13 protein-coding genes are annotated in these 22,827 nt (G+C 49.0%); 6 read left to right on the top strand and 7 right to left on the bottom strand.

The genetic code is table 11. The features are described 5' to 3' along the window. The 3 genes from QWY27_RS13480 to QWY27_RS13470 all read right to left on the bottom strand — a co-directional run. Positions 1 to 3,595: non-ribosomal peptide synthetase (locus tag QWY27_RS13480; RefSeq protein WP_290198917.1), on the bottom strand; the 3,595-nt coding region annotated here is incomplete at its 3' end. Continuing rightward, positions 3,585 to 13,370: a non-ribosomal peptide synthetase gene (locus tag QWY27_RS13475; protein ID WP_290198916.1), complete on the bottom strand. Its 9,786-nt coding sequence runs from the start codon at positions 13,368 to 13,370 to the stop codon at positions 3,585 to 3,587. The genes QWY27_RS13475 and QWY27_RS13480, both read right to left, overlap by 11 nt. Before the next feature lie 14 nt (positions 13,371 to 13,384). Further along, positions 13,385 to 13,621, bottom strand: coding sequence for an MbtH family protein (locus QWY27_RS13470; protein ID WP_290198915.1), 237 nt, complete (start codon positions 13,619 to 13,621; stop codon positions 13,385 to 13,387). A gap of 259 nt (positions 13,622 to 13,880) precedes the next feature. Here QWY27_RS13470 and QWY27_RS13465 point away from each other — a divergent pair, with 259 nt between their 5' ends. The 5 genes from QWY27_RS13465 to QWY27_RS13445 all read left to right on the top strand — a co-directional run bounded on the left by QWY27_RS13465 (position 13,881) and on the right by QWY27_RS13445 (position 18,597). Continuing rightward, entirely contained in the window at positions 13,881 to 14,375 is a 495-nt protein-coding gene (locus QWY27_RS13465) for a YcjF family protein (RefSeq protein WP_290198913.1), read from the top strand. 70 nt (positions 14,376 to 14,445) lie between these two features. After that, positions 14,446 to 15,204, top strand: coding sequence for a ParA family protein (locus tag QWY27_RS13460; RefSeq protein WP_290198912.1), 759 nt, complete (start codon positions 14,446 to 14,448; stop codon positions 15,202 to 15,204). A 12-nt stretch (positions 15,205 to 15,216) separates the two neighbouring features. Continuing rightward, entirely contained in the window at positions 15,217 to 15,993 is a 777-nt protein-coding gene (locus QWY27_RS13455; RefSeq protein WP_290198911.1) for a YcjF family protein, read from the top strand. 52 nt (positions 15,994 to 16,045) lie between these two features. Next, complete coding sequence (locus QWY27_RS13450; protein WP_290198910.1) at positions 16,046 to 17,665, top strand: cyclic peptide export ABC transporter; 1,620 nt, start codon at positions 16,046 to 16,048, stop codon at positions 17,663 to 17,665. A gap of 14 nt (positions 17,666 to 17,679) precedes the next feature. Then, positions 17,680 to 18,597 (top strand): prohibitin family protein, encoded by a 918-nt coding sequence (locus tag QWY27_RS13445; RefSeq protein ID WP_290198909.1) that lies wholly within the window; start codon positions 17,680 to 17,682, stop codon positions 18,595 to 18,597. Between the two features lie 38 nt (positions 18,598 to 18,635). Here the strand turns inward: QWY27_RS13445 and QWY27_RS13440 are convergent, their stop codons facing one another. Continuing rightward, complete coding sequence (locus QWY27_RS13440; protein WP_290198908.1) at positions 18,636 to 19,490, bottom strand: hypothetical protein; 855 nt, start codon at positions 19,488 to 19,490, stop codon at positions 18,636 to 18,638. 94 nt (positions 19,491 to 19,584) lie between these two features. On the opposite strand from QWY27_RS13440, the gene QWY27_RS13435 reads away from it, so the two are divergent. Beyond that, positions 19,585 to 19,800 (top strand): hypothetical protein, encoded by a 216-nt coding sequence (locus QWY27_RS13435; RefSeq protein WP_290198906.1) that lies wholly within the window; start codon positions 19,585 to 19,587, stop codon positions 19,798 to 19,800. Here the strand turns inward: QWY27_RS13435 and QWY27_RS13430 are convergent. The 3 genes from QWY27_RS13430 to QWY27_RS13420 all read right to left on the bottom strand — a co-directional run bounded on the left by QWY27_RS13430 (position 19,788) and on the right by QWY27_RS13420 (position 22,826). Continuing rightward, positions 19,788 to 20,567, bottom strand: coding sequence for a thioesterase II family protein (locus tag QWY27_RS13430; RefSeq protein WP_290198905.1), 780 nt, complete (start codon positions 20,565 to 20,567; stop codon positions 19,788 to 19,790). The two genes, QWY27_RS13435 and QWY27_RS13430, sit on opposite strands and share 13 nt — an antisense overlap. A 1-nt stretch (position 20,568) precedes the next feature. Then, on the bottom strand, positions 20,569 to 21,861 hold the full coding sequence (locus QWY27_RS13425; protein WP_290198904.1) for a hypothetical protein: 1,293 nt from the start codon (positions 21,859 to 21,861) through the stop codon (positions 20,569 to 20,571). Positions 21,862 to 22,010: 149 nt separating this feature from the next. Continuing rightward, positions 22,011 to 22,826 (bottom strand): ion transporter, encoded by an 816-nt coding sequence (locus tag QWY27_RS13420; protein WP_290198903.1) that lies wholly within the window; start codon positions 22,824 to 22,826, stop codon positions 22,011 to 22,013. Between the last annotated feature and the right edge of the window lies 1 nt (position 22,827).

Below are 22,827 nucleotides of genomic sequence, written 5' to 3'. Positions count from 1 at the left end.
CTGTCATGATGCCACCGGGCTGCTGTGGATCGAGCTCGGCGCTCAGGTTCTGGAAAGCTTCGAGCATCGACTGCTGGGCAGCCTCAGGGCTCAGGTGGCTGAGGTCGAGGGCAGGCAGCTTGAGTGGGGGGAGCGCCGAGGCAGGGTCGATCACCATGAGGGTGCCGGAGCTGCGATCGGTGACTGTGCGCAAGCGCAGCGCTCCATGGTGGTTGCGCAGGCGCTCAAGCGCCTGGAGCACATTGGCGTGGCTCAGGCCAGCGGGCACGCGCAGGCAAACGGCCTGGTTAAAGCGCTGGAGCGAGCCCTTGAGAGCGAGATAGTCTTGGGCGATTGGCAAAGGCGGCATCTCGCCTTCTTCGACCCAGGCGGTTTGCAGCGTCTCGGTGGAGGCGAGGGTGGCCGCGGCAGCGAGGGCTTCAGGAGTTTGATGTTTAAAGACATCTCGGACACTAAACACTAGACCTTGCGCGCGTGCGCGACTCACAAGGCGAATGGCAGAAATACTATCGCCTCCTATACTGAAGAAACCGTCATCCAGACCGGTTTGAGCCAGCCCGGTTACCTCTGAAAATAATGAGCAGACTAACTTTTCTTTGTCAGACTGAGGGGCGCGGAAGTGTTGGGTGGACGTCTGTGTGTCAGGAAGTGGTAGAGCTTTGCGATCGAGTTTGCCGTTAGCATTAATTGGCAAAGCATCCATTGATACAAAATAACTGGGCACCATGTAGTCGGGCAAACTGGATGCCAATGCGCCACGAATTGTTATATCGTTCGGAACCTTGTCTCCCGATCGGGCGACTAAGTAAGCGATAAGTCGTTTGTCGCCGTGTATTTCTCGCGCCAGGACGGCAACTTGTGAAATATCTTTGACATGCTTTAAAAGTGCAGCTTCAATTTCTCCGAGCTCAATGCGGAATCCGCGAATTTTGACTTGATCGTCGGCGCGGCCTAAATACTCAATCGCTCCATCAGGACGATAGCGCGCAAGATCGCCGGTTCGATACATGCGCATGCCGGACGTGCCAGCTAATGCAAATGGATTGGCGATAAAGCGTTCAGCTGTCAGGCCTGGACGACTGAGGTAGCCGCGGGCAAGGCCTTCACCTGCAATGTAGAGCTCGCCAACAGTGCCGGGAGTAACGGGCTCGAGTCCCGCATCCAAAATATAAAGTTGAGTATTCCAGATTGGATGACCGATAGGCGGGGCGAGTGTTTCATCGTTTCGTAGACATTTCCAGAACGAAACATCAATCGCCGCTTCCGTCGGTCCATACAGGTTCCAGAGCGTTGCTTGAGGAAAGCGATTGAGATATTGATTTTGAAGTGTCGCGCTGAGTGCTTCGCCACTCATCACAACTTGTTTAAGGCTTGAGCAAGTCGTGAGACTGATGCTTTGCAAGAAAACTGCCAGCATCGAAGGGACAAAGTGCATGACTGAAACCTTGTGGGTGTCAATCATTTGTTCAATATATTCAGGCTCTTTTTGCCCACCTGGACGGGCGATCACGAGCGCAGAGCCTGTCAAAAGAGGAAGTAGCCATTCCCACACCGCCACATCAAAGCCAATACCGGTCTTTTGCAGAATCCGGTCAGAGGCATTGAGCTTCAGGATGTCCTGCATCCAGTCTAGTCTGTTCGTCAGGGCATGATGCGTATTGCCCGCTCCTTTTGGTGTACCTGTTGAGCCAGAGGTGTAGATTAAATAAGCAAGTTGCTCTGGATGATAGGGACGATTCATTTCAGCAACAGACAGTGTCACATCTGAGTGCTGTGCCAAGTGTTCATGCCACCCGGCCGAGTCCATCTCAATGACGAGGTCAGGTTTGGCATCCCGGCTGAGGGACGCCGCGCCATCTTTTGTAGTCAGCAGAATACTCGCTTGACTATCGCTGAGCATAAACTCCAAGCGTTGTTGAGGATACTCAGGGTCGAGTGGCAAATACGCAGCGCCGGCCTTGAGGATGGCTAACATCGCTACGATCATTTCAGGGCCGCGATTGAGCAGCACTGCGGCGATTTGGTCGGCTCCCAACCCTTGAGAGATTAATAACCTTGCGAGGCGACTGGATGCACGATCAAGCTCGTCGTAACGCATGGACTGTATATCTGAACCCAGGCCATAAATAAGTGCTGGCGCATCAGGGGTCAGGCAAGCTTGAGCCGAAAAGCGCTCCATCAATGAAATTTGAGAAGCATCGACATTGACTCGCATACCCGCTGATTGCAAAAGGACAGCTTCTCGTGTGGCCTGACTCATGACTGGCAGGGTAACCAGCGGAGCATTGGGCTGATCAACAAATCCTTTCAGCGTATGAACAAAAGCTTGAGCCCAGTTTTCTACAGTGGTAGTTTCAAATAAATCAGCGTCAAATTCAAAGCTTCCAGTCAGTTCTCCATTTGATTGTTTGGTCAAATAAAGAGTGAGATCAAGTTTGGCTGTTGGTAAACCGACTGATTCCGGTGTGCATTCTAAATCGCCTAGTTTAAATTGCGTTTCGCCTTGTGTTTGCAACGAAAGCATGGCTTGAAAAACGGGCGAATGAGAGAGCGAGCGCGTGACGCCTAAGTGTTCGACCAATTGTTCAAACGGAAGATCCTGGTCTGCGAGACAATCCTGTACGATCTGATGTGTTTGTGAGATTAATTCAAGCGGTGTTTGAGTGTCTTTCGGTGTGACTGGCATGACAACCGTATTCAACAAAAATCCCACCAAGGCCTCAGTATCGATATCATCTCTACCAGAAACAGGTGAACCAATCGCGACAGAATGTTGTCTGGAGATTTTTGCAAGAGTCGTGCCATATATGGCAAGCAGTGCGGTGTAGAGCGTTGTATTTTGCTTGCGTGAAAGTGCTTCGAGTGCAGCGACTGTAGAGGCGTCAATGTTCAAAGAGACTTCTTTCGCGAGACGACTGCGGTCTGGATCACGTGGATGGTCGAGTGGTAAGGCAAGTAGCTCAGGCACATCAGTCAAGCGTGATTTGGCACGTTCGACTGCTGGTGCAAGTCCTTCTTGCAGATTGTCTTGTTGCCAAGCCGCCCAGTCACTATATTGGATCTCGAGATCTGCCCAGGCTGGCTGATTTCCGTTGAGAAAAGCTCGATAAGCTTCATCCAATTCACGCGCGATAATATTTCGTGAAACACCATCCGCGGCCTGATGGTGCATCGTAAGCATCAAAACCGACTCACGCTGACTCAGTGAAATGAGGCTCGCGCGTAAAGACAAATCCTTTTCTAAATCGAAAGGTTTCGCAGCCTCGGTCCTGATGTGTTGCGTAATCAGTCGTTCACATTCTTCAGGATTAGCCTCATAAGTCTGACTTAAATCAATGCTGTGCAAGATATCATCAACGGCGGGAGAATCCAGCAGATAACCAACTGGCTCGCCACTGTCTGATGCGCGCATAACTGTACGAATTGCTTCGTGACGGGTGCATAGTGCGACAAGCGAATTTTTGAGTGCGTCGACATTCAGTTCACCTTTGACGCGAATAGCCAAAGGCATGTTGTAGCTAGAGGAGTTGCCTTCCAGACGATCCAGAGCCCATAAGCGACGTTGACCATATGACAATGTGAGCTTAGTTGTCATTGCGAATTCTTCCCATGCCTGACTGAATGCGGCGTCTTGATTGTTTGCTGATACCATCCAGGTAGACCGCTAATTGTTGCGGGGTAGGATGTTCAAAAATTGCTCGAAGTGGTAATGTTTTTTCAGTTACCTGACGTACTCGGGCGACGAGTTTCATTGCCAGCAGCGAATGACCACCAATTGCAAAAAAACTGTCATCTGCACTGATTTCAGTGCTCTCAGTGATTTCCATAAATAAACGAACGAGTAGACGTTCACTCTCAGTATTGGGAGGGATACAAATTTTTTCGATTGAATCCCCCTTTGCCAGAGCGATAGGGTCAGGCAATGCCCGCCGATCCAGTTTTCCTGCAGGACTGAGTGGCAGCGAGTCCAGTGTGACAAAATACGCAGGTACCATGTAGTCTGGCAGTTTCTTCAGGAGTGTATTTCTGAGTTGTGCTGTATCAGGCAGTATTTGTCCTGGCTGAGCGACAAGGTATGCCACGAGTCTTTTGTCTGCCGATGCCTGTCCAACCTGCCTGGCTATAACGGCTACTTTACTTAAAGTCGGGCATTCACTTAAAAGTGTGGATTCGACCTCTCCCAGTTCGATGCGGAAACCTCGAATTTTGACTTGATCATCTGCCCGTCCCAGGAACTGAATAGCACCGCTGGGTAGTCGTAAAGCGATATCACCCGTGCGATACATGCGCGCTCCGGGTTCACCAAAGGGATTAGCGATAAATTTTTGTGCTGTTAAACCCGGACGATTAAAGTAACCCCGTGCGAGACCTGTCCCGGCCAGGTAAAGTTCTCCAAGAACCCCATCAGGAAGAGGTTCAAGTGTTGAGTCCAAAATATAAAGATCGTTATTCCAGATCGGATAGCCAATTGGCGGGAACTCCTCCCATTTGGTCAGGTCCTCGTCCATCGTGTAATAACTGACAACGTGCGCTTCGGTTGGCCCGTATAGATTGTGCAGTCTGGCTGTCGGGTGAGACTGATAGGCCGCGCGGATTGCTGGCGTGATTTGTAGCTGTTCTCCAGCTGTAAAGACTGCTTCAGGCCATCCGTCAATTTCGAAAGTATGCTTGGCATCTGCAAGGTTGTTGAGAACAACAAAAGGGGCATACAAGTGGTCGACATGATGGTCTTGAATATATTGCGCGAGTAAGCGGCTGTCTCGTCTGGTCTCGTTATCCACCAGGACAAGCGTTGCACCTTTTGAATAAGCCCATGCAATCTCTTGCGCTGATGCATCAAAGCTAATGGGTGAGTACTGTAAGACGCGTTGAGCCTGACTAGGTATCGTCGCATGTTGCCACTTGACGAGATTCATCAGGGAGCGATGTAAAAATCCAACCCCTTTGGGATTTCCTGTGCTGCCTGAAGTGTACATAAGGTAAACCAAATGATCGGGAGTCAGGGGAGAACTCCGATCGAGATTGGTCACGTCACGCTTTGGTTGTTTGGTGACATCATCGATGATATTTTTTTGATCGAGACTCAGGACACGTGTAGAAAGTCCATGTTTACTGATGATGCGATCGATCAATTCCTGATGACAAGTGTGACTCAAAACGATATTTGCCCGGCTGTCGGATAGCATGAAGGCCAGACGACTTTCAGGATAATCAACATCAAGCGGTAAATAGGCTGCACCCGCTTTATTGATGGCAAGTAGGGCAATAATCAGATCCGGTGTGCGATCCAGCATCATTGCCACGACGTCGTCGCAGCGTATGCCACAGTGAATCAAATAGTGAGAGAGCTGATTAACCCGATTGTTGAGGTCTTGATAAGAGATTTGCTGGTGTTGCCACTCGATCGCGATTGCTTGGGGGGTCAGTAAAACTTGTTTTTCAAAAACATCTGGCAGAGTGAGTTCACTTTCATCCAGAATGACAGATATTCCGCGTCCGCTAGCAAGAGTATTCTGGCAGGTGGCGGTATCCATGAGAGTAAACGTCTGTATCGGCTCGTCAGGTCGATTGGCAAGCGCATGCGTTAAAGATTCAAATGCCCGTGCCCAGCGTTGGATGCTTTGAACGTTGAACAGATCGCAATCGTACTCAAATGAACCACTTATCGTGCCGTTTGCTTCTGGTCGCAAGTGTAAGGTCAAGTCATACTTGGCCGCTGCAGAGCCAAGTATTTCGTGCTGAGTCACTAAACTTCCCAAGGCAAATGGCTCGGCCGTATCGGCTTGATAGGCAAACATTGCCTGAAACAAGGGACTGTGGTGCAGTGAGCGCGTGACACCAAGCTCTTCTATCAGCTTTTCAAACGGGATGTCCTGATCGCTCAATGCTGTATTAACACTGTTTTTAGTGTGTTCGATCAATTCGGCTCCTGTCATCAATCCAGGTGCGTGAATGGGAATAGCAAGAGTATTGAGCAGAAAACCAATCAATCCTTCAGTTTCAATATGCTGACGTCCGGCCACAGGTGAGCCCACAACGATATCGTTTTGTCCCGAAATACGGCTTAGTGTGGCTGCATAAATTGCCAACAACACTGCAAACATCGTTGTGTCGTGTTCTGCAGCAAGAATGCGTAATTTATCAATGACTTCAGATTGAATGCGGATCGGAACATGACGCGCGGGTCGCGAACTGTTCGTTTGTCTTTGACGATCCAAAGGCAATGTCAGACATTCAGGAAAATCAGCCAAGCGTTGCTTGATCTGATCGATACGGACTTTTGTACCGGTTTGAAAATTTGATTGCTGCCATGCTGCCCAATCTGCATAGGCCACAGGTAACGTATCCCATTGCGGGGCATGACCGGCCAGATGAGACACATAAGCTTCGTTGAGTTCGCGCGCCAAGATTCCAACTGAAGCCGCATCTGCTGCTTGATGATGCACTGAAATCAATAATTGAGCGTTGTCTGAGTGATCGATGAGAAGTAACGCCCGAAGAGAATAGTCTTGGTCGAGTTTAAAAGGACGAGCCGCTTCTCTTTCAAACTTTGAACGTATGGAGTCCGCGTGTATCGAGTACGCTTCATTTTCAGATATGTTCTCTACAGTCAGTAAGTCACTGGGTCTTGGAAGGGGTAAAACAAGGCCATATAGCAAACCGTCGTTGTCCTCTTTCATTACGGTGCGCAAAGGCTGATGACGCTCGATCACGCTTACAAGAGCTTGGCCCAATGCCTCGATTGAGGGAGCCGCACTCAAGGTCATGAGCACTGACATGTTGTATGCAGAGGAAGGTCCATCGATACGATCCAACGTTCCCAAGCGTCGCTGGCCGAAGGAAAGAGTCACTGTGCCATTCGTACCAAGCCCTGAGCCAGCTCGCAAGGGCGTGTCCGACTCATTTGTCAGTATGTCTATATGAGGTGCCAAGGCCTGAGGCGTTGTGTGCTCGAACAACACACGCAAAGGCAGGGTGACGCCAAGCTCTTTGCGCAGTCTTGCAACGAGTCGCATCGCTGAAAGTGATTGTCCGCCAATGGCAAAAAAACTTGCATCAACGCTGACGGTATCCAGACCTGTAACCTCACTAAATAAGCGGCAAAGTAATGACTCTGTCGGTGTGGAGGGCTCAACATAATCATTTAATTCAGTCGTCAGGTCTGGTGCAGGCAAGGCGCGTCTGTCGAGCTTGCCATTCGCATTGAGCGGTAATGCGTCAAGAACGATCAGGTATGTGGGCACCATATAGTCTGGTAATCGCCCATTAAGCCTCGTGCGTAGTACGTTAGCAGATGGAATGGTTTGTTGTTGATGTCCGACCAGATAGGCAGCCAGTCGAGTTTCTGATCCGTTAGATGTCGCGATCACTGCTGCCTGGCTGATTTCAGGCGAGGTCATGAGCAAGGCGGCTTCGATTTCACCAAGTTCGATTCTGAAACCCCTAATCTTCACTTGATCGTCGGCGCGACCGAGATATTCGATTGCACCGTCTTTGCGTCTACGTGCTAAATCACCCGATCGATACATTCGTGCACCCGGGCTGAGCCAGGGGCAAGCAATGAATCTCTCCGCAGTCAGTGCAGCACGACCAAGGTAGCCTCTCGCCAATCCTTCCCCCGCAATATAAAGTTCGCCTACAACGCCTTCAGGAACAGGTTCAAGTGATGGATCCAAAATAAATAAATGTGTATTCCAGATAGGGAGACCAATAGGAGGTGGAGTTAAACCATCTTCCAAACGACAGCGCCAGGCTGATACGTGAATAGCTGCCTCAGTCGGACCATACAAATCCCAAAATTCGATCTGAGGGAAAGCTTGCAGGGTTTTACTCTGAAGGGTTCCGCTCAATGCTTCACCGCTTGTGACGATCAAGCGCAGTGATTCATGTTTGAGAGCATGTTTTTCCTCGAGAAAGAGCTCAAGCATGGAGGCAACAAAGTGAATCATTGTGATGCTGTAAGCATCAATCGCTTGATGAAGGTAGGCAGCATCTTTGTGCCCACCAGGTCGAGCAATGACTAGCGTTGCACCAGTCATGAGAGGTGCGAACCACTCCCACACCGCAACATCAAAACCAATGGCAGTTTTTTGTAGTACCCGATCGTTGGGCCGTAGCCGCATCTCAGACTGAATCCAGTCCATGTGATTGACGATTGCTCGGTGAGTATTGCCGGCACCCTTTGGCGTACCTGTTGAACCGGATGTGTAAATCAAGTACGCAAGCTGTTCGGGTAGCAATGGGCTTGCACGTTCTTCTTCGCGAATGCTTGAGTGATGTCTTGAGCGAATCACTGCGTCGACAGATGGATCATCGATCACGAGGACTGTAGCCGTTAATACTTTCGATTCAAAACGTTGTTGCTGTTTGGTCGTTGTAACGAGAGCACGCGTTTTGCTATCGTCGACCATAAACGATAAACGTTCTATAGGCACCTCTGGATCCAGAGGTAGATAGGCTGCCCCAGCCTTGAGTGCACCCAACATTGCGATGATCGTATCCGGACCGCGTTCAAGCAATATCGCAACAACATCATCGCCTCGAATCCCCTGGGCGAGCAGATGGCGTGCGAATTGATTGGAGCGTTCATCTAATTGCCTATAAGTCACAGTGTCGATTAAGTGATCATTGAGCGCAACGGAGTCATTGTCTGTGATTTCAAACATGAGCGCGCAACCCTCAGGCGTGCGTTTGACTTGCGCCTCAAATCTCTCAACCAGTGTGAGTGGCTCAGGAGATCGTTCACATAAAAGACCTGAACTGTTCTTGATCGTTTCCTGAACTTGATCTTCGGTCATCCAGCTGAGCTGGGCAATGGGCTGCTCTGGCGTGTCTTGCAAGGCATCCAGTAATTGAACGAACGCGTCAGCCCATCGCTGAACGCTATCCTGTTCGAACAGGTCTGCGTCATATTCAAAGACGCACTCCATTGCACCAGATTCGAGCGGGGTCAGATAAAGTGTTAAGTCGAACTTTGCGTGCGCCAGTGTCACGGGTTGTATCGCGCATTGCAGTCCAGGTAAATCAAGAGCGAGTGGCCGATCAGTCTGATAGGCCAGCATTGCCTGGAATATAGGTGTTTGACCGAGCGAGCGCGGGATGTTCAATTCCTCGACTAGCCGCTCAAAAGGCATGTCTTGATCACTCAGCGCTGCGGTAAGCTGCTGATGCGTCTGTCTCAGAAGATCTGACCCGCTTGTTTCATGGCCGATTGTTACGGGAGTCACAATCGTGTTGACAAAATAACCTACGAGCGATTCTGCTTCGCGTGTTGTTCTACCGCCCACCGGTGAACCAATGACGACGCTCTGTTGACGTGACAATCGCGATAACAATGTTGCATATCCCGCTAATATCGCTGTGAAAAGTGTTGTTTGCTCTATACGCGCAAACTTTTCAAGTCCTTGAACGATTTTGCTTTCAACTTGTTGGCGAACATAGCCTGCGCGCTTTTCACGGCTGTTGTCACGCGGGAAGTCCAAGGGCAAGCTCAGATATTCAGGTGCATCAGCTAAACGTGCCTTTGCGCGTTCGATTTTTTCTTGAATACGATTTTCGATCTTGGCGGTGTGCCAGACGGCCCAGTCACTGTATTCAACGTTTAATGGCGCCCATTCAGGTGCTTGACCCAAGGCATAGGCTTGATATGCCTTCCCGAGCTCATCAAACAGCTGTACGCTAGAAAGTCCGTCGCCAGCCTGATGGTGGAGCGTGATAACCAATACCGAATCAGTTGGCGATATTTCAAGCAACATGGCCCTAATCGATAGGTCTCTTTCCAGATCAAACGCTAAATTGTTTGCGTAAGTGATAAAGGCATCGACGATTGAACGATCGCAGGTGCTTACTTCTCTGCCCGTGTGTTTTAAAAATGATTCGGGTGTAAAGATTTGAAGAATATTGATTGTTGAGTCGATTGGATGCAACACACCATATATTTCTCCGTCTCCAGCTTGTTTCATCAGTGTACGCAGAGGCTGGTGACGTTCCAAGAGGGATATCAGTGCGAGTTTCAGGGCTTCAACACGAACAGAACCTTGGAGACGGACGGCAAAGGGCAGGTTGTAGGCTGATTTGGCATGATCCAACTGTCCCAAGGTCCAGAAACGTTTCTGACCCAGAGACAGAGCAATTCGTCCATCTGCAAGCTGGCCCATCCCGGGCTTGAGTTCGGACTGAGTCAATTGAGATGCATGCTCAAGAGAAACGATTTGCAGTGCAAGTGCTTGCGGCGTTGGATACTCAAAGATCTTATCGAGTGTGATATCGCAACCAAGCTGTTCCCTGAGCTGGGTGACAAGGCTGATTGCGAGAAGTGAGTGTCCCCCAATTGTAAAAAAGTCGTCATCAATTCCGACCCGAGATGTGCCGGTTAGCGACTCGAATAAACCGCAAATGACTGTTTCGAGTGGGTTTCTTGGTGCTTGATAGGAGTGTTGATCAGTTTGAGTCCCGGGCTCGGGAAGTGCGCGAACATCGAGTTTTCCGTGCACGGTCAGGGGAAAGGCTTCCAGATAATGAAAGTATGCAGGAACCATATACTCAGGAAGTGCCGCAGACAGCTCCGCACGCAAGCGACTTTGGTCTGGCTGCTCAACACCCTTTTGACTGATCAAATATGCGACAAGCCTCAGCTCTCCAGAAAAGTCTTTCGCAACGACTGCGACGTGTGAAATCGTCTCAAATTTTGCGAGTATGGTCTTTTCAATTTCACCGAGTTCAATCCTGAATCCTCGGATCTTGACTTGTGTGTCGGCGCGGCCCACATACACCATCAGGCCATTCTTCTTGCGCATGACAAGATCACCGGTGCGATACATCCGGCGTCCGGGCGTCCCAAATGGGCAGGCGATAAAGCGCTCGGCAGTGAGTCCCGGGCGGCTCAGGTAGCCGCGTGTGACACCCACACCGGCTACATAGAGTTCTCCAATTGTTTCATCAGGAACCAGTTCCAGTGAATCGTCCAGAATGTAGTCATCAACGTTGTGAATCTGCTTGCCGATGCTTACTGGTTCTTCAAGGGTCAGCGCAAGTCGGGGCTGGAGGGGCGGGCTCATTGCTGCGCAAACGGTGACTTCAGTTGGTCCGTATGCGTTGACCATGCGTCGATTCGCAGCAAATCTTTCAACTAACTCGGGCGGACAGACTTCACCCGCAACACAAAGCGTTTTCAGGGGGGCAAGCGCACTTTCATCCAAGAGTTTGACTAGAGCAGGGGGTAGCGTCGCGTGAGTCACCTCAAATTTTGCAAGGTGCTCAGCGATATTGGCCGCGGAATTCATGCGCATCGCATTGGCGGGTAATACAAGTGTGGCTCCCGCCGCAAAGGCTGACCAGATCTCTTGTACGCTGCCATCAAAGGCGTGGGAGGCAAATTGAAGGACTCTGTCGCCAGAATGAATATTCAGGTACTGATCTTTAGCGTGCGCCATATTCAACACGCCGCGATGGGGAACACCTACGGGTTTTGGGTTGCCTGTCGAACCGGAGGTGTAGATGATATAGGCCAGATTATCTGGCAGAAGAGGACGGATTCTCTGTGTGTCTGTAATGGTGCTTGCATCAAGCGTCTGAATGTTTAGACTGACAGCAAAGTCTTCGAGATCAATACGTTTTTGTTGACCTAGAACTTTTTCGATTTCCGGAGATTGCAGGTGTTCGGAAATAGAAATGAGATGTTGAGAGTTGCTGTCCTCAATCAAATATTGAAGTCGTGCTGCGGGATAATCCGGATCCAGTGGTAAGTAGGCAGCACCAGTCTTCAGAATAGCGAGCATGGAAACAATCAGCTCTGGAGATCTCCTCAGCAGAATACTGACTGTTTGTTCGGTACCCACGCCTTGTCTAATGAGATAACGAGCGAGTTGATTGGCTCTTTCATCCAGCTCTGAGTAGGTGAGTGCGGTGGGTCTTCCTTGGTCTTCATAAAGCAGAGCCGCCAACTCAGGATGTTTGGCAACTTGAGCCTCGAACAACGCGGGTAGATGTTCTATTGCGGGGTCGAGTCGAAGAGACGCACCAGAAGATTTTTCAATTATGCGTGTTTGCTCCTCAATATCGAGGACGCCGAACGACGCGATGGGTGTTTCGCTCAGAGAAGGGAGTCTCAACAAGAGATGATAGAGACGGGTGAGGTGCTCTCGCGCTTGTTCTTCGCTGTAGCGATCGCCGTTGTAATCCAGTCTGATTTGAACAGGACCATTATCGGAACGGTCGAATATTTGCAGTTCGAGGTCAGTAATCGCGCCTGCCCCCCTCGTTTCCACCAGACCTGTTGCATCTCCAAAGTCCACTTGTTGATTAAAAACCAAGTGATTAATCAAAAAGGAAAAGGGCGGATCCAAATTCATCTGGCGATGCATGGCCGCGATTTCACCGTATGGAAATCGATTGTGCCTCAAGCCAACACGTGTTTCGCGTGCAATGCGTTTCGTGAGATCCGATACTGTTTCATTTGCCTCAACAGGGATTCGTAGCGGTACGGCATTGGCTAGCATGCCAATCAGTGTCCGAGTGTTTTTGACACGTCCGGCTGTGGGGGTTCCGACACAAATATCCGTTTTGCCAGTTAATTTTGATAGATAAAGAATGACGGCAGTCGCGAAGGTCGCATAGGCGCTGCGACTGGTATTGACACCCCATTGCGTGATGTCAGTGTAGAGCGAACGGGGCATATCCATCGAAACTGATAAAGGCCTGGAGAGATCCAGGCGCTTGAAGGGTTTTGTGGATAGCGTGGCTGGTGACGGAACGCCCGCAAGCTTCTCTTTCCAAAAAGCTTTATCCTCATTCCATGTGTCGCTTGCCTGGTAGGCTGAGTCTTGGGCAACTGCTGCAAACCAGCTGATATTGCGGTCGTTAAATGTAGTTGCGCGTGTCCGATAGCACTCAGCTAAAGCCTCTGTAAAGTAAGCTGCTCCAGCTGCATCAATGATCAGATGATGAAAGAGTGAGTAGTAAAGCCAATCCTGTTCAGCCAGTCGTATCATTCCAAAACGGCATTGCGGACCGTTTTCAAGATCGATGTGCTCGAGTTCAAGCTGGTTTAACAGCGTATAGGCCTCTGATACCGGATCTTTTGCTTCACGCATGTCCCATAGCTCAAGTTCCAAATCTTTCGCTGGAATGACACGTTGAAAAGGTTGGCCTTGTTCGTTTCCAAAACGTAGGCGAAAAATTTCAGTCCCGCGCACAATGCAATTGTGCGCTTGATTCATCGCAGTGATATCGATAGGACCCTTGATGCGAATGAATTGGGCAACGTTGTAAGCGGGGCAGTTTGGATTGATTAACTGGTGATACCAGATAAAACGCTGGGCGCTTGCGAGGGTTTCTTGCATCATTGTCTCTTGCATCACTGATTCTTGCATGAGTGTTTCCGGCCTCACTGATGCGCAGCCATCGCCTTTTGAAGGCTGAGTGGGCGCATGTCAGTCCATTCACGATCGACATATGCTGTCGCTTCGGCTTTAGATCCGGTAAATCCAGTTTCCGTCCAGCCTGCCGGGGTGACTTTCTTTTCTGGCCAGAGCGAATATTGTCCTTCGTCATTTTTAATGACTTTGAAAAGATCGCCATCAATTGTGTAAGCGTTGATGGTAGACGTGGTTTGTGAGGTCATAAGAAGGATTCCGAATAATGTATAAAACGAGTGATTTTGCAGAGCGATCGCATGCATGAAAGCAGGCGCGCGGTAGGCGTGAAGTATGGCGCAAGCCTGTTCGACGAGGTTGAATAATCCTCGTTAAACCTCGCACGTGAATCACGTGCGAAGGTGGTGGGTTTTTAAGTGATTGCTTGTGAGCTATTGTGAGGAATTGCGAGAGTTATTATCGATACGCGGTGACAATGTGAATATGTGATTTTTTACAAGGTTCACGATGACAATCACTATTGATACAGAAGCCATAGAAGTCTTTCCGGATACGGAGCAAACACTCAGACTGGATAACGCCGGTAAGCTCATCGCTTCTGCGTCCAGGTGGAGTCTTGCTGCCGCGCTGATTCCCGTCCCATATCTGGATATGGCAGCTTTGGCTGGCGTGCAAACTAAATTGGTGATGGATTTAGCAGAGTTGTATGACCAGAAAGCGTCTAAAGAGGTCGTTTCTGGTGCGATTTCGGTATTGCTTGGCACGTTGTTGCCCGTGGGTGCTGCCCATGCCACCGTCGGAGCCACTGCTAAATTTTTTCCCGGCATTGGTACGATAGTCGGCTCTGTTTCGCTAGCCGCTTTTGGTGCGACAGCAACTTACGCCGTCGGCAAGGTCTTTGTTCGGCACTTCGAAAACGGCGGCACGATGGCCAATCTCGGCGAGGCCAAGCTTCAGGCCGAGCTTAAAAAAGAGTTTGTGAAAGCTGCTTCTGGAAAATAGTTCAGCTGTTCTTTTGGGAGCTTAAAAAATCACGGTACCTGAGCGACCGTGATTTTTTCTATTAAACGACATGCAGATAATCGCAATTTCCAATCAAAAAGGTGGTTGTGCCAAAACCACGACGGCGGTCAATCTGGCAGCTGGGCTGGCCCAGGCGGGTCGCAGAGTCCTGTTGATCGACCTTGATCCTCAGGGAAATGCGAGCGACTGGTTGGGTGTTTCCGAACCGACGTATGGCAGCTATGAAATATTTACGACCACTCAACCGATCGATGGGCTGATCAGTCCCTCTGTTTTAAGCGGAATTTCGGTGATTGCGGGATCAGGAGCGCTGGCTGGTTTGGATCGAATGCTGTTAAATGATGCTGCACCTGAAGAATTCCTTAAGAGGCGCTTGTCGAGTCTTTCGAAAGATCGTTGGGACGAGGTCATTCTGGATACGCCGCCCACATTGGGCTTGCTGACTTTGAATGCTTTGACAGCCGCGGATCGATTATTGGTTCCAGTGACGACGCAAGTGATGTCTCTATCTGGCGTTGCTCAATTGATGCAAACCGTTGATCAAGTGCGTGAGGGGTTAAATCCACAGCTTGAATTACTTGGTTTAGTAGCCTGCCGGGTCGATATGAGAACGCTACATGCTCAAGACGTGATCGGCGCGCTTACTGAAAGTTTTGGGGAAAAACTTCTTCAAACACGTATCCGAGAAAATATACGGCTTGCTGAAGCACCGTCATTCAAAGAAAGTATTTTTCAATATCGTCCAAAATCCGGGGCGGCTGATGATTATCGCGCCCTCGCACAAGAAGTCTTGTCGCTGACGCGGTAAAAAGGTTTATGTATGGCTAGCAAACGTCCTAACACAATCGGATCAAATCCTTTGAAATCAAAGGTTTCCAAAAGTTCGAGTCCCGAGCAACCTGAAGTCGTGCCTGCGCAAGAGGTGCAAGAGACGCGAGAGGCGCCTGAGTCCGCTCAATTACCCCAGCAAACACCTGGTACGAGAGCAAGGGTACGACGTTCAGCAAAAGAAACTGAAGCCTTGTTCGATGAGCAGCTCAAGCGCCCTGAGGCCGATGCGCCTGCGCCAATTGAGCAGACTCAAGCTCAAGTCCAGACAGTTGACCCGGCCGCAAATGCTCCGGTCAGCGATCGTCATCGCGAAGCAATGGCTATTGTCAAAACGTGGTCTCAGTGGGCTGTTGTGGCAGGTATGACACCATTGCCCATATTGGACACCATCGCTTTATCAGGGACACAAATCAAGCTCATACAACTGCTATGCAAGCACTACAACATTCCGTTCGAACGCAAAGTCGCGATCGCGGTGGCGACCGGTCTGGTGGGTGGTACAGCTACTTCAACGATTGCCGGCGGGGTGACTCGGGCGCTGATGAGAAATGTTCCCATCGCAGGGCAGATATTTAATTGGACAGTTGAACCTGCGCTGTCCTTTGGATCGACTTATGCCATAGGAGCCACTTTTGTGCGGCATTTCGAGGCAAACGGCAATTTGATGAGCTTTAAAGGCGAGCAAATGAAAGATTACGCCGCCGAACAGTATCAGAAAGGTAAAAACTTATTTTTTAGTAAAAAGAACTCGACTGTTTCCGCTTAAATTCAACTACCCACTTTTACGGATCTGATGTGAAGGTTATATGCGCAGTCTAATGAAGTCCGATCTTTTCGACTTTTTAAGTCGTGAGAGTCCGCGCGAGCTCAGGCGCATGATTTGGTTGTCCGTCTTTGTCGGTATTACAAATACCGCACTGATCGGACTGATCAACATGGCTGCGACCGACGTATCCAATGGCGATTCAGTGACATGGCAATTTTTTGCTTTCGCTGCTTTATTGGTATTACTTTTGTTGGTGACCCGTCGCTCGAACGATGAAAATATTCGCAGCGCGCAGACTTTGATTTATCGCTTCAAGATCAAGATCATGAGTGATGTATTCAAGTCCAATCTCGGCAAGATCGACGAAATCGGTCGAAATTACATCATGGAAGTTCTCGCGCGTGATACACAGTCTGTGTCCTCAGCTGTCGGTGTCACTGTGACGACATGTCAAGCCATTGCGACACTGATATTTTTGACGCTGTACATGGCGACGGTTTCCATGACCGCGTTTCTGATCATCTTATCCTCCACTGCACTGATTCTCATTGTTGGTGTGGCTGAGTTGTTCAAAGTAACCGGACAGCTTCAGACCGTCGCTGAACGCGAAGGTCAGGTGAATGCGATTTATGCGGACTATCTTAGCGGGTACAAGGAGATCAAGATGAACTCCGACCGCGCCTACGAGATCACTCGGCATATGGTCAAGGAGTCAAAGGCAGTCAATGAGCAAAAGGGTAAGCTCGTCGTCACAATCACCAACTTTTTTAATAATTTGCAGATTCTGCTTTATGTGATTGTTGGCATTATGGTGTTTGTCGTTCCCGCCATTTCCACCGATTTTGCACCACATGTCACAACTGCCGCAACGACAGCATTGTTTTTAGCGGGATCGCTTTCTGGCATCATCGTCAGCATTCCTAATCTTTCTCAAGCAAACGTTGCGGCGAGAACGCTGCAGAATTTGGCGAAAAGACTGGCTGAAAGCGCTCAAGAGTCACCCGTTGATCGGGAAGAAATATATGATCAGATTCGCTCGATCACCCTCGAGGGAGTCTGCTATCAGCATCCCGGTCAGGAAAAACGCGCAGGTTTTGTTTTAGGCCCGATCGACTATCAGTTCGACGCGGGTAAGGTTTATTTTATTCGGGGCAATAATGGCTCGGGCAAGACCACGTTGATGCGTATTTTGATTGGCTTGTATCAGCCAAGCGCTGGCAGAATCCTAGTCAATGGACACTCAATTTCCGAACCAACGACTGGCGCTTATCGGGATATGTTTTCCGTGGTGTTTAGCGATTTCCATCTTTTCAAATCGCTTTATGGCTTACCCGCCGATGATGTCCGACGAATGGACGATTTGCTCAAAGTCTTTCAGATGGAAGGTAAAGTCAGCATCAAAGATGGTCAATTTAGCTCTCTTCAGTTTTCGACCGGTCAACGCAAGCGCTTGGCTTTGATTGTGGCTTTGTTAGAGGATCGTCCCTTTGTTATTTTGGATGAATGGGCGGCGGATCAAGACCCCGAGTTCCGTCAGGAGTTTTACGAAAACATTATTCCGAAGTTGCGTGCCATGGGTAAGACTGTCATCGCAATCACCCATGACGACCATTACTATGATCGGGCGGATCACGTCTTGTTCATGGCCAATGGCAAACCCATCCATACCTGATAGACGGAATCAAGATGCGATTTGTTAGAAACATTTATCATAAATTTGCTGACTGGATGGTGACCAATCTCATCCCGATGCTAATTGTTTTGTTTTTGTTCATTGGCGGCATTGTCATCCTTTATCCTCGTATCGTTATTTTGGTACCTGCCGGTTCAGTGGGCGTAATGTATCGCGCGCTTGATGGAGGTGTGGCGTTGGACGAGCTCATTCCCGAGGGGGTCACCCTGATCATGCCTTGGAATTCAGTCTCACAGTACAACAGCCGTATACAGGTTCAGAGTCTGGAGCTCGATGTATTGACCTCTGACTTGCTTAAATCAAAAGTCAAACTCAATTTTCAATTCGAGGTCAATCGCTTGACCGTACCGCTATTGCATAAATTCGTGGGCCCCAATTATGTCAAGACAATGGTCATTCCTGAGGTGACCTCTGTGACAAGAGAAATGTTTGGAAGATTGAGCTCGACGCAGGCTTTTACCGCAGGGATCAATCAGGTCGTGCGGGATATTGCGATTACGGCTGACCGGGTGATCATTGATAAACTCAGTCCTCCCGGTCTTAACGAAGTCCGTTTAGTGCGTATCAGTGCCGTTCAGTTAGAGTCGATTACCTTTCCAGAAGAGATTCAGAAAGCCATTGAGGACAAACTGACTCAGGCTCAAGTATCAGAATCTTATGTTTATAAGCTTCAAACTGCTGAGAAAGAAGCTCAGCGCAAGGTGCTCGAGGCGAGAGGTATTAAAGACTTTCAGGATATCGTTAACGCAGGGATGACGGAAAACTATTTGCGTTATCGCGGTATTGAGGCGAGTGAAAGTCTGGCCAAGTCTGAAAATTCAAAAATTATCATGTTTGGCACCTCCTCAGGTGGATTGCCTTTGATACTCGGAGGCTCTCAGTCCGAGCCGGGAGCATTAATTAGAAAGTAATCGTGATAGCTCTTATCGCGCGGTAGTGACGCCAATATCTATTCGAGCTTGGAGTCGATACCAATGTAAGCATTACTATATTCGTCGATGATTCGCAGGGTGGTATGGCCAACTTCTTGTTGGCGCTTTACAGTCAAGACTTTAGTCAAGGTCTTGACTTCATAGCGCCACCCACTTGGCAAGTTGAGGTATTGCCCAAGATTTTCAGCGGTATTTTCTATACCCTTGACCGCAGTGCCGACGCCACTCGGTAAAAAATGCGACATGACAAATACTTGGCCTTTATCTGTTGTGAGCGTGTAAACCTTAGATCCGGGAAGCCAAACATAATCAGTATTTTCAGCCATATTGATCGGATTGTAAGTGGTGACTTTACCGAGCCATTTTCTCCATGAACTTAAATTGGTGAATAGTTCTTTAACACCAATATGCGCACTACCAACTTCAGAAAAATTAAGCAATCCGATGGATAAATAAGGTTTCGAGACTGTACTTGTATTTCTGTCCATGAGTTGGATGTGGGGTCCTACCGGAATAATTCTATCGATTGATTGATACGTATTAAGTTGGGCCTTGGCAGAGGCCGCTGTTGTTGAGCGGAACAAGTCGGGATCGCATGCATTGACTTTGTATGTGGAAAGAACTTTGATCGAAACGCCCAATAAGCTGTAGTTGATCAAGTAAATCGTGCAATTCACTGCATACTTGACTGAGGGATCGTAATCTGCGTTGAGTTTGAGTTGATCTTGCGCGAGTCTATTTTCTGGAATGGGTTCGGTTACCAGTATTTTTTTCGTATGCAAGGATGTCTGTGCAATCGCCATTTGCGGCACAATCGTGTTGCACAGCAGCGATAAAACGGTGATGCGACTTATTTTTTTTAACAGTTGCATGCGATCTGTCTTTCTCTGGTTAAACTTGGATAATATTGTTTTTAAGTAATTCGACATCTGGTTTTGATCTTAACATTTGATGACTGAGGCATAAATGTTTTACACCGCTGCTCTCTATGTTTTACTCTGCTTGATGGTTGGCTTCCTCGGGCGCTGGAGCCGACTGGGTTACTGGGGCGTCGTGCTCGTATCACTTGCAGTCACTCCAGCAATCACAGGTTTATGTATCCTGTTTTTGAGTGACCGGTCAAGACCTTTGACTGCGCCAGCCAGCAAGATCATCGATCGATTCTCTCGTCAGGCTAAATAATCCATGTGTTGTGAGCGAACACTTATTTTTTCTCTCAAAAACGTGACCAGTTCTTTCGTTTGATGGTTCAGGTAGAAATGGTCGCCTTCAAACCAGTGCGTTTCAAAATTTCCTTTAGTTAGCTCTCCCCATTTTTCCAGAGTCTCGCGATCTAGCCACTCATCTTCTGTCGAGCCTAGTCCAATAATAGGACAGGTTAATAACGGCTCGATGCTGGGACGATAATTTTCAGCCAATCCAAAGTCCGCGCGTAATAGCGGTAACAATAATTCAATTAACTCTTCATTTTCTAAAACGGCCGCGGGCGTGCCTTTATAGGCCAGAACATGCGCGAGAAATTGCTTGTCTGATAAGTGCGCGATCGGCGCCCGTTTAGAGGCAGTTCCTGGGCATTGTCGGCCTGAGACGATCAGTAGTTCGGGCGTTTGGCCAGCACGCTCGAGTGCTCGGGCCGTTTCATATGCGCAGGCAGCCCCAAGGCTGTGGCCAAACAAAACAACGGGTTGCTCAGTTGTTTTTTGAATCGCCGCAGCTGTTTCTATGGCGAACTCTGCGATGTCGCGCACAAAGGGTTCAGAAAATCGTGTTTCCCTTCCCGGTGCCTGAATCGCGTACATATCAACATGATCAGGAAAGAGTTTCCCCCAATTTCGATAGATCGAAGCGCCTGCTCCCGCATACGGAAAACAAAAGATCGTCAATTTACTATTCGTATGACGGGAGAGTGGCACTAGCCAAGAGGAGGGTTTGCTCTGTGTCGAAGTCATGTTACTTAATCAAGACTGCCGGAGAGGGTGGAATGGAGCCCGGTACCTTATTGAGTGTCAGTAGCTGAGAGAGCAAGGTCAGCACTTCGCGTGTGTAGCTATTGGATTCGGCAGGAACATAGTAGGTCTCGCCTTGATAGCTCACACTTGCCATGGCTTTGCCAACGCCGCGCCCTTTTTCAACAATGAAAAGCGGGATGGCGGAAGACGTGTCATTGATCAGATTGGGATTGAGGGCGATCGCATCTGAATTCATGACTTTAATCTGGCGCGGTGGGTCGCCATTTTGCAGTTTGACGAGTGTGCCGAGGAAATCAAATACGTTTCGAGTGGAACGCAGCTTGATGACGAGTCGGCTGTCCTTGCCAACGCCAGCCTTGCGAAGTGACGCTGCAGTTTCAGGTAACAGCGCTTGCTTGGGCAAAATGCCAACCGCATCGCTATTACAGAAAGCTGATTCCGCAAATGTTTGTCCGAGCACTAATTGTTCGGATTGTTTGTTCAAGCACATGCGCGTGGTGGGCATCATGCGCACAATCTGATAGTTTGTGACACCACCGGTTTTGACAGGTACGACCATTGTGCCAGGTTGCGCTTGCGCAGCGACCGCCGCGACCAGATTCCGGTTAAGCGCTTCAGCACTCATAGGCGCCGACACGACTTGCTTTTCCATCACGATCTCAGTGCTCAGCCCTGCTTCAATCAAGGTGTAGAGTGCTTTTTGAAACTCTTCGTAATTGGGGAGATAGGGATTATTAAAATATTTCGAAATGATGACGTTGTTTTTGTCACGCAATTCGATGGTGTCAATGACTAAGGAGTAGAGAATTGATTTGGGGCCTACCTGGTTATTGGTCAGACTTGCTACAACCTCCGGGCGGATATCGCTTAGGAAGGAGCTCATGAATTGCGAGTTATCCAAAGAGGATTGTGTAAAGTTAAAGCCACTGTTTACGCTTAAGCCAACGCTTGGCGCAAAGCTTGATGCTCCTGCGATGGGTTCGGCTGAGAAAAAGCCAGTGACTGATCCAGGCGCATTGCTAAAGATACTGGTGTTCAGACCAGCGTTGACACCTACGTTCCCAGTACCAATTACGGAAGGCATGTCGAGGAAACTGACTGGCATATTTTTTGAAGAGCGAATGATGTTGAGCAAGACGTTATCGTTCGCATACTCTTCGAGGACCTCGCGATAGGCCGAAGACATTTGCCTGAATGTTGATGAACCAGTCGGCGCGCATCCTGACAGGGTCACGATTGCAGCAAGTGGTACCAAAATAAGTTTCTTAAACATGTTGCTCTTCTCGATAAATATTGGGGTGGCAGGTGCGTTTAATTCACCTGTCATTTTCCCGTATCTATTCAGATCAAGAGGGCTATATGCTTAAACATTCTCTTAAATGCGAGTAATTGAGAGGTTTGGACTCGACTAGAGCTTGTCGTTCAAAGCTTGGCGCCACAGTCCCTACAGAAGCGATCCTGTTTTTCCAGATGATCAGCTTCGCACTCGGGGCAGGAAATGTGGGTATTGACACCCCGACCTCGCGCACGAGACATTTCTGCCGTGACGATTCCTGTCGGAACGGCCAGGGTACCCCATCCCATTAGCATCATCGTTGAGGCGATCAGCTTGCCGAGATCGGTCTGGGGCGTGAGATCGCCAAAGCCGACTGTCGTCATGGTTGTGATGGCCCAGTAGGTTGCGATGGGTATGCTTGTGAAACCATGTTCGGGGCCCTCCACGACATACATGAGCGTGCCCATCACTAAAACAATCATCAACACGAAAGAGAGAAAAACCAGTATTTTTTTTCGGCTGGCACTGAGTGCGTTCGCGAGATGGGAGTATTCCTGCATGTAGGCTGTCAGCTTAAACACCCGAAAAATCCGAATCAACCTCAAGATACGTACGTCAATTAGAGCGTGCAGCTCCGGGAAGAATAGCGCCAGATAGGTTGGTAGAACCGCCAGCAGATCAATCACCCCAAAAAAACTGGTCGCATATTTCCTACGATTTTTGGCGCAATACAAACGTGCGATGTATTCAACGGTGAAGATAAGCGTGAAGATCCACTCTAGAATAAATAACAAGGAGTGAAAGGAGCGGGCGATTTGCTCAACGCTGTCCAGTACGACGACAACGAGCGATAACAAAATCAGTGCGATTAGCGTTTTATCAAAATGGCGACCCGCAGGCGTTTCATTCGTAAAGATCAGCGTATACATGCGATCTTTGAGAGAGTGTTCAGAACGTTTCATC

Source organism: Zwartia vadi, from assembly GCF_030410375.1.
Lineage (GTDB): Bacteria > Pseudomonadota > Gammaproteobacteria > Burkholderiales > Burkholderiaceae_B > Zwartia > Zwartia vadi.
Note: the sequence above shows the minus strand (reverse complement) of the source record. Positions and strands in the feature narration are given on the sequence as shown.